Raw genomic sequence first — 15,438 nt, forward strand, 5'->3', positions numbered from 1 at the left:
TGACCGCCACCTTGATCAGCGAACCGGATTTGCTGCGGCGCAGTCTGCAGGTCGCCGTCAAGCACCCCGGTACCGACATGATCGCGGTCCTGCTGGGAAATGCCGACAGCGGAGCCGACCAGCTGATCGAGATCATCCGCCAGGCGTACGAATCGACCGACCGGCCCATCGTGGTCGTGTGGACGGGCGGCAGTGGCCGTCCTCGGCAGCGGCTTCGGGAACTGGGCATCCCGTGCTTCACCGATCCGGCCCGCGCCGCAGCCGCCCTGGGGGCGCTGGCCGATTTCAGCTTCCGGCCGCCGCTGCCGGCAGCTGCCCGGCCCGATGACATCGAGGACCGGGTCGTCCGCGCGATCGTCTGCAAAGCGCGCAGCGAGGACAAGCGCCAGCTCGACGAGTACGACTCGACGCGGCTGATCGCCGCTTACGGCATCCCGTGCGCCGGTTCCTACCCGGTCACCACCGTCCAGGACGCGGTCGAGGCCGCTGCGGAGCTCGGCGGTCGAGTGGCGGTGAAACTGCTGTCCGACCGCATCGGGCACAAAACCGATGTCGGCGGGGTGCGGTTGGACCTGCGCACGCCCGAGCAGGTGCGGGAGGCCGCCGCGGACTTGCTGGAAATCGCTGCGGACACCGGGCAGGCCAGGCCGGCCGTACTGGTGCAACGAATGGTCACCGGAGGCGCTGAGCTCGTGGCCGGGATCAAGCGGGACCCGGTGTTCGGGCCCGTGGTCTTGGTGGGCTTCGGGGGTGTCCTGGTGGACGTGCTGGCTGACACCCGGATCGGTGTCCCTCCGTTCGACAGCGACACAGCGCGGCGGTTGCTCCTCTCCCTGCGCGCCAGCGAGGTGTTCGCGGGTCTGCGCGGCCAGCCGGCGTTGGACCTGGACGGCGCCGCGGACGCGGTGATGAGGTTGTCCTGGCTGGCCGCGGATCTGGCGGACGAGGTCGAGGAGTTGGACGTCAATCCGCTGGTTCTCGGCCCCTCCGGAGCGACCGCGGTGGATTGCCTGGCCGTGTTGAGCGCCGGCGCACCGGAGGAGCGGCACTGATCGGTGACCGCCCCGGCCGCTGTGGGAAGGATCACTCATCCTCTCCTCGGTCTGGACAGGCCCAGCGCTGTTGCGGTGAAAGTTGACCAGCCGAACCAACGGAGGTTTGCATGTTGCTGAAGGACAAGACCGCTCTGGTCACCGGCGGAGCCAAGGGGATCGGCTTCGCCATCGCGCAGACGTTCGTCTCGCACGGCGCGAAGGTGGTCGTCGCCGACATCGACGGTGACCAGGCCCGCGAAGCGGCGGAAAAGCTTGGCGGCAAGCCCACTGCGCTGGCCGTGACCTGCGACGTGACGGATCAGGACGCGGTGGAGTCCGCGGTCCGCGCTGCCACCGACGAGTTCGGCTCCTTGGACGTCATGGTGAACAACGCCGGTATCACCCGGGACGCCACGATGCGCAAGATGACGCTCGAGGACTTCGAATCAGTGCTCGACGTGCACCTGAAAGGCGCCTGGCTGGGCACCAAGGCCGCGGCCGCGGTCATGCGGGAGCAAGGCAGCGGTTCGATCGTCAACATCTCCTCCATATCCGGCAAGGTCGGCATGATCGGCCAGACGAACTACAGCGCGGCCAAAGCGGGCATCGTGGGGCTCACCAAGGCCTCGGCGAAAGAACTGGCCTACAAGGGTGTCCGGGTCAACGCGGTGCAGCCGGGACTGATCCGCACCGACATGACCGCGGCTCTGCGCGAAGACGTCTGGCAGGCCAAGCTCGCCGAGATCCCGATGCAGCGCGCTGGTGAACCGGAGGAAGTCGCCAACGTCGTGCTGTTCTTGGCTTCGGAGATGTCGTCCTACATGACCGGGTGCGTTTTGGAGATCACCGGCGGACGGCACATCTGACGCGGCGCGGCCGGACCCGTCCCGCGAGCAGCAAGCCGGTTCCCCGCTGGATCAATCCTCCTGCGGGGCGGGTTCGTCCAGTTCAGCGAGGATCTTGTCGGTGTGCTCCCCCACCTCGGGGATCGGGTCCATCCGGAGTTCCCGGTCCGGGTAGGTCACCGGGGGCAGCAGTGCCCGCAACCGACCGGCCGGCGAGTCGACTTCCCGCCACCGCTCCCGCGCCCGCAACTGGGGGTGTTCGGCGAACTCGGCGACGGTGCGCATCCGCGCGTTGGCGATGCCGGCCTCCTGCAGCCGTTCCAGCACTTCGGTGCTGCTCAGCTCGCGGAACGCGGCCTCGACGATCGCCACCAGCTCCGCGTTGTTGGCCACCCGGCGCGGGTTGGTGGAGAACCGGGGATCAGCGGCCAGCTCTGGCATTTCCAGAACTTGCGAGCAGAACGCGCGCCACTCCCGCTCGTTCTGGACCCCGAGGAACACCCGAGATCCGTCACCGGCGGTGAACGGACCGTAGGGGGCGATGGCAGCGTGCCGGGCTCCGGTGCGCTTCGGCGCGGTCCCCCCGTACACCGCGTAGTAGTACGGATATCCCATCCATTCGGCGAGAGCGTCGAACAGGGACACCTCGAACGCGGTCCCCTCCCCGGTCCTCTCCCGCTCGTAGAGGGCTGTCAGCACGCCGCTGAAGGCGTACATGCCCCCGGCGATGTCCGCCACCGATATCCCGGTTTTGGCCGGCTCGGCTTCGTTGCCGGTGATGGAGACCAAACCGGTTTCGCACTGGATCAGCAAGTCGTACGCCTTCTTGTCGCGGTACGGACCGGAACTGCCGTAGCCGGAGATGTCGCAGACGACCAGCCGGGGGTTGCGCTCGCGCAACTCCGCAGCGCCCAGCCCCAATCGCGCAGCCGCCCCCGGCGCGAGGTTCTGCACGAACACGTCGGCCCGGTCGAGCAGTTTGCGCACGACCCGCTGGCCATCGGTGGTCTTCAGGTCGACGACGAGGCTCTCCTTGTTCCGGTTGAGCCACACGAAGTGACTGGACATGCCGTTGACGGCGGTGTCGTAGGCGCGGGCGAAATCGCCGCCCGGGCGCTCCACCTTGATCACCCGAGCACCGAGGTCGGCGAGCTGACGAGTGGCGAACGGCGCGGCCACCGCTTGTTCCAGTGAAACGACCGTCACTCCCTCAAGCGGAAGCATGCTCCCGTTCCCCTCCGATCGGGATGGCAGCTGGAAGGGCCAGCGGACCAGCAGGAGCGGCGTCACCCCCGAGGTGCCCGACGCTGGCCAGCGCTCGCCGAACCTCTGGCGGGCGCGCATCCGCCGGCGAACAGACCATGCCCGCAAGATACCCAGTGGCTCTGCCGCTGACCAGACTCGATCCGCGAAGAGCGCCGAGCGGGAAGAGCTGTGACGGGCAGCTGGCGCAGCTCTGGCCGTGAGCCCGCTGGGTTCACGGCCAGAGCTCAGCGCACTGCTACCGCGCCCTCAGGAATCGAGCAGTGCGATGTCCGAAGGATGTTGCGCGAGAGGAGTGATCTCCATCCTCATGTAGGGGAACAGCGGCAGGTTCCACAGGATCTCGTGCAGCCGATCGTTGCTGTCCACGTCGAAGATGCTCAAGTTCGAGTACTGCCCGGCGCACCGCCAGATGTTCTTCCACTCGCCGCCCTTCTGCAGCTCCTGCGAGTACGCCTTCTCCCGGGCGAGGATGTCGGCTTTGACGTCCGGATCCATCTCCGGTGGCAGGTTGACTTCCATCTTCACCGCGAACAGCACGACAGGTCCCTTTCTTCGTCCAACTGCACGAAAAGCGCCGCGGAAGGGCACCTCGGGCCGAACTCCTCCAGGCGGAGGCGCCCTGCACCGGGCTCATTCCGGGTCGAGCACGAAGTCCTTGTGCGCTTCCAGCCCGTCACCGTCGCCGACCGGGGTGGGCTTGAGGATCAGCTCCGGCTTCACCGCCGAGGCGATGTCGTTGTCGACGTAGTCCTCACCGTCGAAGTACAGCTGGACAGTGATCAGCTGGTGCCCGGGCGCCGAAACCTTCAGGTGCAGGTGAGCCGGACGCCACGCGCTCCACCCGGCAGCGGCGATCAGCTTGCCGCAGGCGCCGTCCTTGGGGATCTCGTACGGGGCCGGCTTGATGGTGTGGATCTTGTAGCGGCCTTCCTCGTCGGCGATGCAGGTGCCGCGCAGGTTCCACTCCGGCAACCCCGGGGCGTACTGGGAGTAGTAGCCGAGGTCGTCCGCGTGCCAGATCTCCACTTTGGCGTGGGGCAGCGGCTCGCCGTCGACGCTGGTGACTCGGCCGTAGAGGGCCAGCGGGGTGCCGGGCTCGTCCTCGCGCATCGGGAGGGTGCACTCGGAGGGCAGCTCCGGGGCACCCGGCACGTAGTACGGGCCCTCGATGGAGCCGGCGCTTCCCTTGCGGTTCTCGTTGGCGACCTGCTCCACCACGTGCTCGATCCACACGTCCAGGAACAGCGGCCACTCGCCGTCCTCACCGACCTGGATCAGCCACGCCTTCAGCGCGTCGTACTCGCTGTAGGTGACCTTGTGCTTGCGGATCACTTCGTGCAGCGCCTGGAGAGCGTCGGTGGCGATGGCGTTCACGCGCTCCTGGCTGGCGTTCACCTGGAGGTTCTTCTGCCGGAAACGAGCGGTGGCCGCAGCACCGGACGCAGCAGCGGTGGCTTCCTGCTCAGTCAGCTGTTCTGTCATTTTGATTTTCCTTCTCGCTCCAACAGCGTTGTTGTTGCTTCCACCCGCTTCCCCTCCGGGGAGCGGAAGTTCAGTTGTCCTGGCGGTAGCGGGCCAGTTTTTCCGGGTCGATCTCGATTCCCAGCCCGGGCTGGGACCGGACTGCGACCGTGCCGTCCACGATCCGCACCGGATCGGTGAGCAGGTCGTCGCTCATGTCGAGGAAGTTGGACAGTTCACCGGCCCGTTGCGATGTCAAGCGGAATGCCGCGCCGAAGACCACCGAGCACATCGTTCCGATCTGCCCGTCGATCTGGTTGCCGATGACCGCCTCGACTCCGAGTCCCTCGCACTGCGCCAGCACGCGCTGCGAGGTGGTGAACCCGGTCCGCGCGGTTTTGATGCTGATCGCGTTGGCGGCACCGGAGAGCAGTTCCCGAGTCACTTCTCCCGGGCGGGCGACGCTTTCATCGGCGACGAACGGGATCTTGCACTGCTGCACGAGCCAGCGCCGTCCGAGGACGTCGTCCGCCGGGCACAGCTCTTCGGCGAGAGTCAAACCCAGATCGGACATCTCGTCAAGAGCCCTGGCGGATTCCGAGGGAGTCCAGCCTCGATTGCCGTCGATGTAGAGCTCAACGTCCTCGCCCAGACCTTCTCGCAGAGCCCGGCAGGCTTCCACGTCGAGCGTGTACGGGCGACGGCCGACTTTGACCTTGAAGGTGGTGATGCCGTACTCGGAGCGAACTCGCTGCGCCTCGGCGACCATGTGCGCTGGAGAAGCGAACCCCACCATGTGGGAAACGCGCATCCTGTCGGTGTAGCCGCCGAGCAGCTGAGTCACCGGAACCTGCAAGGATTTCCCGATCACGTCCCACAGCGCCATGTCGATCGCTGCCTTGGCCGCCGGGTTGCCCACCGTGCGGTGCAGTCGAGCGTGGATCGCTTCGCGTTCCAGCGCTGACATGCCGACCAGTTCCGGCGCGAAGATCTTGCGGATCACCGCGACGATGGATTCTTGAGTTTCCCCGTAGGTGTACGGTCGCGGCGGTGCTTCGGCCACACCGACTACCCCGTCTTCGGTGTGCACCCGCACCAGCACGTGGTCTGCGGTGTTGACTTCACCGCTGGCGAAGCGCAGCGGCTTCCGGTAGGGGATGGCGAACGGAATCGCCTCAACTTGCGTGATCTTCACGGATGTCCTCGCTGTGCGGAAGAAAAACTTTGTTCTCTGCCAGTGCTGTCAGCACGTTGTGCAGCAGCGGCGAGGTGTCGTCAGCTCGCCATGCCAGCGCCAGCTCGACGGACTCGGCGTCCGGAACGGACACGAAGACGACGCCCTCCAGCGGCAGCGCCTGCACCGAAGCCGGCGCCAGCGCCACGCCCAGGCCAGCGGCGACGAGCGCCAACTGGATGGATGACTCACCGACTTCGTGCACGCAATTCGGGTAGAAACCCGCGGACAAGCAACTGCGCACGACCGCGTCGTTCACCACTGATCGAGATGCCGTCTCGTACATGATGAAGGACTCGTTGCGCAGTTCAGCCACGCTGACCGTCGATTCCCCCGCCAACCGGTGGTTGCTCGGCAGCACCAGCACCAGGGGTTCCCGGTCCACAGTCCGGTGGACGATCCCCTCCCCCCTGGTGGGCGGACGCAGCACGCCGATGTCGATGCTCGACTGCAGCAGTGCTCGCTCTTGCGCGGGAGTCAGCATGTCGGTGTGGATTTCCAGTTCCACCCCGGGAAGCTCCTGCTTGATGACTTGAGCTATCCGAGGAAGTTGCTGGTAAGAGGCCAAACCGGTGAGCCCGAGCCGCAAGAGTCCGTGGCACCCCTCGGCGAAGCGCCGAGCCCGGCGGGTGGCGTCCTCGATCGACTGCAGGATGCGCTGCGTGTCGTCGTAGAAAACCGCCCCGGCAGTGGTCAGTTTGACCTGTCGCGTGGTGCGGGTGAACAGCTTCACGCCGAGCTCCGCTTCCAGCTGCCTGATCGCCTGGGACAGCGGCGGCTGAGCCATGTTCAACCGCTGAGCCGCCCGACCGAAATGCCTGGTCTCGGCAACTGCGAGGAAGTAGCGCAGGTGCCGCAGTTCCACCGAGCCACCTCCTTCGACGTTGCAGCCAGCTCCGGTAAACCGCAGCGAAACGGGCTGGAAGCGGAAATCGCATGTGGTGTGGCGCAGAGCACAAAGAGCTGCGTCTCGGTCAGCGTAAGCCACCTGATTCAGCTCTCACAAATACTCATTTGCGATGAATTAGTACTTGGTGAATATCAATGGACCCTAGGTTAGGACTAGGCAAATTCCCGGCGTAACACACGTCACTGCCATGTCAACGTCTTCGGCAACGCCCGGACACCGAGGTCCGCGAGGCGGGCAGCAGCCCGCCGGGAATCAGGAGGCACGATGTCGGAGACGCTGGAACGAATCCGGACGGTGCTGGACAACGCCGTGGTGGAGGACCCCGAGACAGGCCTTCGCCGCGCGAAGCGCAGCATCTTCACCGATGAAGAGCTCTTCGAGCTCGAGATGAAGTACATCTTCGAAAGCAACTGGGTGTACCTGGCGCACGAGAGCCAGATCCCCGACGTCGGTGATTACTTCACCACTTACATCGGTCGTGTTCCGGTCGTGATCACCCGCGACAAGCAGGGTGAGCTGAACGCGCTGATCAACTCCTGCAGCCACCGCGGCGCGATGCTGTGCCGGCGCAAGACCGACAACCGGGTCACCCTCACCTGCCCGTTCCACGGCTGGACCTTCAGCAACAACGGGAAGCTGCTGAAGGTCAAAGACCCACGCGACGCCGGCTACCCGGAAGGCTTCAACAAGGACGGGTCGCACGACCTGACCAAGGTGGCCCGGTTCGAGAGCTACCGCGGTTTCCTGTTCGGCAGCCTCAACCCGGACGTCCTCCCACTGGAGGAACACCTGGGGGAAACCACCAAGATCATCGACTTGATCGTGGACCAGTCGCCCGAAGGCTTGGAAGTCCTGCGCGGTTCCTCCACCTACATCTACGACGGCAACTGGAAGGTCCAGGCCGAGAACGGCGCTGACGGCTACCACGTCTCGGCCACGCACTGGAACTACGCGGCCACCACCGCCCGCCGCACCACCGGCGAGTCCAGCAACCAGACCAAGAACATGGACGCCGGCACCTGGTCGAAGCAGATCGGCGGTTTCTACTCCTTCGAGCACGGCCACCTCCTGCTGTGGACGCGCTGGAAGGACCCGACGAACCGGCCACTGTGGAACCAGCGGGAAGAGCTCAGCGAGAAGTTCGGCGAAACCAAGGCCAAGTGGATGATCGAGTACTCGCGCAACCTGTGCCTGTACCCGAACGTCTACCTGATGGACCAGTTCAGCTCGCAGATCCGGCACTTCCGCCCGATCGCGCCGGACAAGACCGAGGTCACCATCTACTGCATCGCCCCCAAGGGGGAAAGCGCCGAAGCCCGCGCCCAGCGCATTCGCCAGTACGAGGACTTCTTCAACGCCACCGGGATGGCGACGCCCGACGACCTGGAGGAGTTCCGGGCCTGCCACAGGGCCTACGCCGCCGCGGACTACGCCCCGTGGAACGACATGAGCCGTGGTGCGACCCACGAGCTGGAGGGACCGGACGAGGACGCCCGCGAACTGGGCCTCAAGCCGCTGGCCAGCGGTGTCCGCACCGAGGACGAGGGGTTGTACCCGATCCAGCACGGCTACTGGCTGGAAACCATGCGCAACGCGGTGGACGCAGAAGCCGCGCGGAACGGGCAGTGAGGGAGGCGATCGGCATGACGACAGCGACCGAGAAGGTGACCGTGGAAGCGGTTCGCCAGTTCCTCTACCGCGAGGCTCGCTACCTGGACGACCGCGAATTCGAGCGCTGGCTGGAGTGCTACCACCCGGACGTCGAGTTCTGGATGCCGGCGTGGGACGACAACGACGAGCTGACCGAGGACCCGCAGAAGGAGATCTCGCTCATCTACTACTCCAACCGCGGGGGCTTGGAAGACCGCGTTTTCCGGATCCGCACCGATCGGTCAGCGGCCACCAGCATCCCGGAGCCGCGCACCGGTCACAACATCACCAACGTCGAGATCCTCGATCAGCGCGGCGATCTGGTGGACGTCCGGTTCAACTGGTTCACGCTGTACTTCCGGTACAACAACGTGGACACCTACTTCGGAACATCGTTCTACACCATCGACTTCTCCGGTGAACAGCCGTTGATCACCAAGAAGAAGGTCGTCTTGAAGAACGACTACGTCCACCACGTCATCGACATCTACCACATCTGACCGAGGTGACCCGCTGATGGCCTATCAGGTTGCACTGAACTTCGAGGACGGCGTCACTCGGTTCATCACGTGCGAAAGCCACGAAACCGTTGCTGAAGCCTCCTACCGTTCCCGCATCAACATCCCACTGGACTGCCGGGACGGGGCGTGCGGCACCTGCAAGGCATTCTGCGTCTCCGGTGAATACGACGGCGGCGACTACATCGAAGACGCGCTGAGCGACGAAGAGGCCGAACAAGGCTACGTGCTGCCCTGCCAGCTCATGCCCGAGTCCGACCTGGTGTTGGAGATCGCCTCGACGTCCGAATTCGCCAAGACCGGAGCTGTCGTCCACACCGGTACGATCAGCGATATCCACCGGTACTCGCCCACCACCGTGAAATTCACCGTCGACCTCGACGATCGGGACAAGCTGGCTTTCCTGCCCGGCCAGTACGTCAACGTCAAAGTACCGGGCACCGATCTGGAGCGCTCCTACTCGTTCTGCAGCGGGACCGGGGAAAAGGCGGTGTCGTTCCTGGTTCGCATAACCGAAGGCGGCGCGATGTCCGGCTACCTCAAGGACAAGGCCGAAGTCGGGGATCGAATCGAATTCACCGGCCCGATGGGCACGTTCTACCTCCGCGAGTTGACCAGGCCGGCGCTGTTCCTCGCTGGCGGCACCGGCCTCGCCCCCATTCTGTCCATATTGGACCGTTTAGTGGGAGAGCCACCGGAGCACCCGGTGCACCTGCTCTACGGCGTGAGCACCGATGAAGATCTCGTGGAGCTGGACACCATCCAGCAGTACGCCGGGAAGATCCCGCAGTTGACGTTCGACTACTGCGTCGCCGACGAGCGCAGCTCAGCACCGAACAAGGGATTCGTCACCTCCCTCCTCGGGCCGGAGCAACTGCACGACGGCGATGTGGACGTCTACTTGTGCGGACCGCCGGCGATGGTGGACGCCGTGCGCAGCCACCTGAACGAGGCGGGGGTGACCCCGGCGAACTTCTACAACGAGAAGTTCCAGGTAGCTGCGGAGGTGGGGCGATGAGCCGCGGCCGGTTCGCGGGGAAGGTGGTCGTGGTCACCGGTGCCGCCCAGGGCATCGGCCGAGCGGTCTCGGAACGGCTCTTCGAGGAGTGCGCCGAGGTCGTTCTCGTCGACCGCTCGGAACTGGTGCACGAGGTGGCCGCGGAACTCTGCGGGGACGGCCGCAAAGCGCACAGCTTCACGGCCGACCTCGAGCACTTCGAAGGAGCTCAGAAGGCCATCGGGCAGACCAACGACCTGCACGGCGGGGTCGACGTGCTGATCAACACGGTCGGCGGCACCATTTGGGCGAAGCCCTACCAGCACTACCCGCCGGAGCAGATCGAGGCCGAGATCCGCCGATCGCTGTTCCCCACGCTGTGGTGCTGCCGAGCGGTGCTGCCGCTCATGATCGAGCAGGGTCGGGGCACGATCGTCAACGTTTCCTCGGTGGCCACCCGCGGCATCAACCGCGTTCCGTACGCCGCCGCCAAGGGAGGGGTCAACGCGATCACCTCCGCACTGGCGATGGAAGCGGCGCCGCACGGCATCCGCGTGGTGGCCACCGCCCCGGGCGGCACCAACGCTCCGGAGCGCCGCATCCCCCGCGGCCCGGCACCGGAAACCGAGCAAGAACGGACCTGGTACCAGGAGATCGTCGAGCAGACCGTCGCTTCCTCGTTGATGAAGCGCTACGGCACCCTCCAGGAGCAGGCCGCGGCGATCGCCTTCCTGGCCTCCGACGAGGCCAGCTACATCACCGGCTCGGTGCTTCCGGTGGCCGGCGGCGATCAGGGCTGAACTGGTTGCCCCGGTAAGTACAGTCGGCGCGTGGCGTCAACGCAGTCCAACGAGGAACTGGTCGGGCGGCAGCACGAACTGTCCGACCTGGAACGCATGCTGGCCGACGTGCGCGCCGGCCTCCCCCTGGCCGCCCTGGTGGCAGGCACGACCGGGATCGGAAAAACCACCCTGGTCGAGCACTTCCTGGCCCGGCAGGACGGCATCCACGTCGAGTGGAGCACCGGGTTGCGCTGGGAGCGGTCCAACCCCTTCGGAGTGGTGACGCAGCTCCTCGGCCAGCGAGCAGCCGATCGACCTCCGCAAGACCCGGTGGACGCCGCTGAGCAGTTGCTCGAGCACTGGTCCGCCGGCCCCACCGCGGTGGTGGTCGACGACGCGCACTGGGCTGACGTCGATTCGCTGCAAGCGCTGGTGTCCGCGCACCGCCGGATGACCAGTCAACAAGTGCTGATCCTGCTGATCGCCCGCACCGACTTGGCCAGGCAGGTGCCCGAGGAAGTCGTGGACCTCCTCGGGCACCTGCGGCCGATCCTGCAAGTCGGCCCGCTCACCACCGATGACGTGCGCAGTCTCGCGCTGGTCTGCTCCGGCCTGGACCTGCCGGCGGCCACCGCGCGGCGACTGGCCGAGCACACCCAGGGCAACCCCCGGTACCTGCGGGAGCTGTTCGCGGAAACCCCGAAGACGCACTGGGACCGCTGGCACCCGATGCTGCCCGTGCCGGAATCGGTGCGCACGGCCGTATCCCGCACTCTGCAGGGGTGCAGCGCCACCACCCGCGCTTTCCTGGAAGCCGCGGCCGTGCTCGGCCGCACCGTTTCGGTCGCCGAAGCCGCGGAGATCTCGGGGGTCCGCGACCCGGTTCCCGCCCTGGACGAGGCCTGCGCCGCGGGACTCGCCACCACTGTTTCCGGCAGCGGTCTGCTGCTGATGTCGTTCCCCAGCACCTTGATCCACTCCGCGGTCTACCACGGCCTGCCTCCGCTGGTGCGGCACGAGCTGCACCTCAAAGCAGCTGAAGCGGTGCAGGAACGAGGTGAGCGGCTCAACCACCTGGTCAGCGTCACTCCTTTTCCGGACTCCTCGCTGGCCGGGGAGCTCGAGTCCTACGCGGATCAGCAGGCCGACCTGGGGGCCTGGGCCGTCGCCGGGCAGGCGCTGATCAACGCCAGCCGGCTCAGCCCCGATCGATCCGACCAAGAGCACCGGCTGGTCCGCGCCGTCGACGCCTTCGCCGGCGCCGGTGACCTGCCGCAGGCGAGCATGTACGCCCCGCAGATCGAAACCCTGCCGCCGAACCCGCTGCGCGATGCGGTCCTGGGGTACCTGGCGATCCTCCGCGGTCGTCCTTCCGAAGCCGAAGCGCTGCTCACCCGAGCTTGGGAGAAGTGCGACCCGCAGCGCGACCCGGAGACCGCGGCGTTGATCTGCCAGCGCCGGGTGTTGCACGCCCTGAGCCATTGGAACGGAGAGCAAGTCGTCCTGTGGGCGAAGCGGGCGATGCAGCTGGCCGATCCGGTCTCCCCTTCCGCGGTCGAGTCGGAGGCGATCATCGGCCTGGGCATGGCCGCTTCCGGCAGAGCGGAAGAGGCGAGGGAGACCTACCGGATCGCCGGCAACCGGGTCAACCGCGGAGCCCAACCCCAGCGCATGCACCTCGGGAAGGGGTGGGTGGAGCTGGCCCTGGACGACCCGTTGAGCGCGCGCCAGGAACTCGAGGTCGCGGCGCGCACCGAGTACAGCCTCGGTTCGATCCGCATCTCGCTGTGGGCGCACGGCTGGCTGGCCCGCACCGAGTTCGCCCTCGGCGCGTGGGACGCGGCGCTGCAAACCGTCAACCGCGCCATGCTCCGCACCGAGGACAGCGGAATGGAGCTGATGCGTCCGCTCGTCCACTGGACGGGCATCCAGATCAACGCGCTGCGCGGAGATTTCGAAACCGCCCAGGAGCACCTGCGCAAGATGCCCGCTGCGACGCACAGCTACGAAGTGATGCTCATTCCCGCCTGCATAGCGCGGGCCCAATTCGCCGAAGCGCAATCGGACTACCACGGGGTGCTGCGAGCGCTGGAGCCGCTGACCGGACTGCTGGCCCAGGAGGGGCCCAACGAGCCCGGGTTCTGGCCGTGGCACGACATCTACGCCAACGCGCTGGTGATGACCAGCCAGGTGGACGCCGCCGACGACTTCCTGCGCCCGCTCGAAGAGCTCGCCGCCGAGCGGCAGCACCGGTCCACGCAAGCCAGGCTGGGGTACGTGCGCGGGCGCATCCACGCCGCGAACGGAGACGTCGACGCGGCCCGGGAGAGTTTCGAAACCGCCTTGACCCGGCTGAAGACGCTGCCGCTCCCCTACGAGCGGGCGCGGGTCAACTTCGCCTACGGCCAGACCCTGCGCCGCGCGGGCAAGCGCAAGGAAGCCGACACCGTGTTGCACCAGGCACGGGAGATCTACGCCGCGTTGGGCGCCCACACCTACGTCAAGCGGTGCGACAGGGAGCTCAAAGCCGGTGGCATGAACGCGAAGCGCTCCCGGGCGCTGCTCACCGAACTGACCCCGCAGGAGCAGTCGGTGGCCAAGCTGGTCGCCGAAGGCAAGACGAACAAGCAGGTGGCCGTCGAACTGTTCATTTCGGTGAAGACGGTGCAGTACCACCTGACCCGGATCTACACCAAGCTGGGGCTGCGGTCCCGCAGCGAGCTCGCCGCCCAGTACCACCAGCTCTCCGACCAGGGGGAATGAGCCGGTCCCCCGTTCTGCCGGCGAGGCCCGCGCTCCAACGCCCGGTCACCTCGCCAGCAGTTCCCGGGGGAAGGCACCCGGGACGGCCGGTTCGACCGACCCGCAGAGGTCGAGCCCTTGTGCGATCATCCGCTGCTCAGCCCTCCATGGCTGCCATGTCCATGTGGACGGCTTCCCACTGGTGCCCGTCCAGGTCGGAGAAGCTGCGCCCGTACATGCCCTCTTCCACGTAAGGGTCGTTGACCTTGCCCGCACCGGCCGCAAGAGCTTTGTCGACCAACTCGTCCACCTGCTGCCGGCTGTCCAGCAAGATCGTGACTATGGCCTCGGTGCTGTCCGCGGCGTCGACCAGCTTCTTCCCGGTGAACTGCTGGAAGAACGGCTCGACCAGCAGCATGGCGTAGCTGTCCGCCCCGAGGACCATGCAGGTGGCGTTCTCATCGGTGAAGCGGCGGTCGAATTCGAACCCCAGTGCGGAGAAGAATTCGATCGACTTATTCAAGTCCTTCACGGGCAGGTTGATGAATGTTTTCCCGGACACGTCGCCTCCTCGCGGTCAGCGCAAGACCGGTGTTCCGGTCCTGTCGCCAGTACTGACCGGTGGCGCGGCGAAAACTCATCGCCCGGGGCGGTTTTCCCGCTCAGGTGGCCTGCACCCGGTCGAGCACCACGGTGAACGCTTCGCGGTCGACGAGCGCCGGATCCTGCGCCAACCACCTGCCGATCTCGCGGACGAACTGCGCGGGGGTCATCGGCACGACCGGGCTGTCCGGGCAGTCCGCGGTGGTCACCTCGCCCGCTCTGCTCGGGTAGATGACCACGACGCCGCGGATCTCCACCTCCGGCAGCAGCTTCTCGTAGACCTCCAGCATCTCCGGAAGTCTGGTGGTCCCGCCCCGGAAGGGGTGCCCGTTGCGCCACAGCTGGTTGTCCTCGCCGACCGTGTAGTGCCCGGGCAACCAGCACTTGGACTCCACCAGCACCAGCCGGCGACCGCACAGCACTGCGTGATCGATGTCCTCGAAGACCGAGTCCGGCAGCGAGAGACCGTGGAAGATCCGCACCCCGGGGATCCTGGTCAGGTAGCGGGAGCACAGTTCGGCGGTCAACAACCGAACCCGGTTGTCCTCTGCGTCCGGCACTCCGAACACCCGCTGCCCGCCGAATTCGGCGGTGAAGCTGCGGTCCTCCCGCTTCGCCAGCAGGAAGCGGCGCAACATCACCACCACTGCAGCTCCGGTGGCGGTCAGCACCGACAGCCACAGCGCCCGCAGCGACACCGACAGGTCGGCGGCCAGACCACCCACCAGCAGCAGCGTCCAACTGCCCACGACGGCCAGGGTGTGGCTCGTCCGGGGGCCGGTGATCGGCAGGTAGCGCAGCCGCGCTTTCGGATTCACCCCGTCCCACCAGGGCAGGTCATCGGGACGGATGCTCGGCAGGCGGGGCTTGTAGTGCGGGTCGTTGCCGAACTTCTTCCGCTGCCCGGCCCGCTTCTCGCGCCGGGCAGCGGGCCGGGCCCCGGCTTGGCGGGAAAGGCTGTCGTAGCGCGCTCGGCGCACCGGGTCGTGCAGCGTCTCGTAAGCCTCTTGCAGCAGCTGGAAGGTCCCGGCGGTGCCGCCCACGTCCGGATGCATCGTGCGGGCCAGGGAGCGGTAGGCCGATTTGATCTCGGCTGCGGTTGCGTCCCGCTTCACCCCCAGCAGTTCGTAGTAGTCGACCCCGCTCACGAACTCGCCACCTCCAACGACCGCGCGGCCATGATAGGGCCTGACCGAGGACCAAGATCAACCGAGTGGTGGACAACATCATCCGGTGCGCGGAAGCCATCGCTGGCCGTCCGTGGTCGCTGCGCTACCCGGAGGAGCGGCGGCGCGAGAATCGGTCAATCAGACGATTCCGGGCCAACCAGACTCCGTGCACCTGCGTCCGGTGGACGAGATAGAATTCGAACAACAAAAGGTTTTCTGGCAGGCCG

The 15,438-nt window shown here is 66.5% G+C and carries 12 protein-coding genes and 1 pseudogene; 6 read left to right on the forward strand and 7 right to left on the reverse strand.

Going from position 1 to position 15,438, the window contains the following annotated elements:
- Both SREC43747_RS0111710 and fabG read left to right on the forward strand, forming a co-directional pair.
- On the forward strand, positions 1-1,052 hold a 1,052-nt coding region (locus tag SREC43747_RS0111710), incomplete at its 5' end, for an acetate--CoA ligase family protein (protein ID WP_201768685.1).
- A 110-nt stretch (positions 1,053-1,162) separates the two neighbouring features.
- Positions 1,163-1,900 carry a 3-oxoacyl-ACP reductase FabG gene (gene fabG, locus SREC43747_RS0111715; protein ID WP_029721430.1) on the forward strand — a complete coding sequence of 246 codons (738 nt, stop codon included), beginning with the start codon at positions 1,163-1,165 and terminating at the stop codon, positions 1,898-1,900.
- A 51-nt stretch (positions 1,901-1,951) separates the two neighbouring features.
- Here the strand turns inward: fabG and SREC43747_RS0111720 are convergent, their stop codons facing one another.
- From SREC43747_RS0111720 to SREC43747_RS0111740, 5 genes are all read right to left on the reverse strand, one after another.
- Positions 1,952-3,103: a CaiB/BaiF CoA transferase family protein gene (locus SREC43747_RS0111720; protein WP_029721431.1), complete on the reverse strand. Its 1,152-nt coding sequence runs from the start codon at positions 3,101-3,103 to the stop codon at positions 1,952-1,954.
- 288 nt (positions 3,104-3,391) lie between these two features.
- Positions 3,392-3,682 carry a muconolactone Delta-isomerase gene (catC, locus tag SREC43747_RS0111725; RefSeq protein ID WP_201768686.1) on the reverse strand — a complete coding sequence of 97 codons (291 nt, stop codon included), beginning with the start codon at positions 3,680-3,682 and terminating at the stop codon, positions 3,392-3,394.
- Between the two features lie 93 nt (positions 3,683-3,775).
- Positions 3,776-4,627, reverse strand: coding sequence for a catechol 1,2-dioxygenase (gene catA / locus SREC43747_RS0111730; protein WP_029721433.1), 852 nt, complete (start codon positions 4,625-4,627; stop codon positions 3,776-3,778).
- A 70-nt stretch (positions 4,628-4,697) separates the two neighbouring features.
- On the reverse strand, positions 4,698-5,801 hold the full coding sequence (locus SREC43747_RS0111735) for a mandelate racemase/muconate lactonizing enzyme family protein (protein ID WP_029721434.1): 1,104 nt from the start codon (positions 5,799-5,801) through the stop codon (positions 4,698-4,700).
- Positions 5,782-6,705, reverse strand: coding sequence for a LysR substrate-binding domain-containing protein (locus SREC43747_RS0111740; protein WP_051387970.1), 924 nt, complete (start codon positions 6,703-6,705; stop codon positions 5,782-5,784). Before SREC43747_RS0111740 ends, SREC43747_RS0111735 begins: the two co-directional genes overlap by 20 nt.
- A 309-nt stretch (positions 6,706-7,014) precedes the next feature.
- Between SREC43747_RS0111740 and benA the strand changes: the two genes are divergently transcribed.
- The 4 genes and pseudogenes from benA to SREC43747_RS0111765 all read left to right on the forward strand — a co-directional run bounded on the left by benA (position 7,015) and on the right by SREC43747_RS0111765 (position 13,460).
- Positions 7,015-8,379, forward strand: a complete 1,365-nt coding sequence (gene benA / locus SREC43747_RS0111745) for a benzoate 1,2-dioxygenase large subunit (RefSeq protein ID WP_029721436.1) — start codon at positions 7,015-7,017, stop codon at positions 8,377-8,379.
- Positions 8,380-8,393: 14 nt separating this feature from the next.
- Positions 8,394-8,900 carry a benzoate 1,2-dioxygenase small subunit gene (benB, locus tag SREC43747_RS0111750; RefSeq protein ID WP_029721437.1) on the forward strand — a complete coding sequence of 169 codons (507 nt, stop codon included), beginning with the start codon at positions 8,394-8,396 and terminating at the stop codon, positions 8,898-8,900.
- Positions 8,901-8,916: 16 nt separating this feature from the next.
- Positions 8,917-10,715, forward strand: a pseudogene (gene benC / locus SREC43747_RS22335) (benzoate 1,2-dioxygenase electron transfer component BenC).
- Between the two features lie 30 nt (positions 10,716-10,745).
- Positions 10,746-13,460, forward strand: a complete 2,715-nt coding sequence (locus tag SREC43747_RS0111765) for a helix-turn-helix transcriptional regulator (RefSeq protein WP_029721440.1) — start codon at positions 10,746-10,748, stop codon at positions 13,458-13,460.
- A 136-nt stretch (positions 13,461-13,596) separates the two neighbouring features.
- On the opposite strand, the gene SREC43747_RS0111770 is transcribed toward SREC43747_RS0111765, so the two are convergent.
- Positions 13,597-14,001, reverse strand: coding sequence for a VOC family protein (locus tag SREC43747_RS0111770; RefSeq protein ID WP_029721441.1), 405 nt, complete (start codon positions 13,999-14,001; stop codon positions 13,597-13,599).
- A 100-nt stretch (positions 14,002-14,101) separates the two neighbouring features.
- Positions 14,102-15,190 carry a J domain-containing protein gene (locus SREC43747_RS0111775; protein ID WP_029721442.1) on the reverse strand — a complete coding sequence of 363 codons (1,089 nt, stop codon included), beginning with the start codon at positions 15,188-15,190 and terminating at the stop codon, positions 14,102-14,104.
- Positions 15,191-15,438: the final 248 nt, after the last annotated feature.

Source organism: Saccharopolyspora rectivirgula DSM 43747, assembly GCF_000497205.1.
Classification (GTDB): domain Bacteria; phylum Actinomycetota; class Actinomycetes; order Mycobacteriales; family Pseudonocardiaceae; genus Saccharopolyspora; species Saccharopolyspora rectivirgula.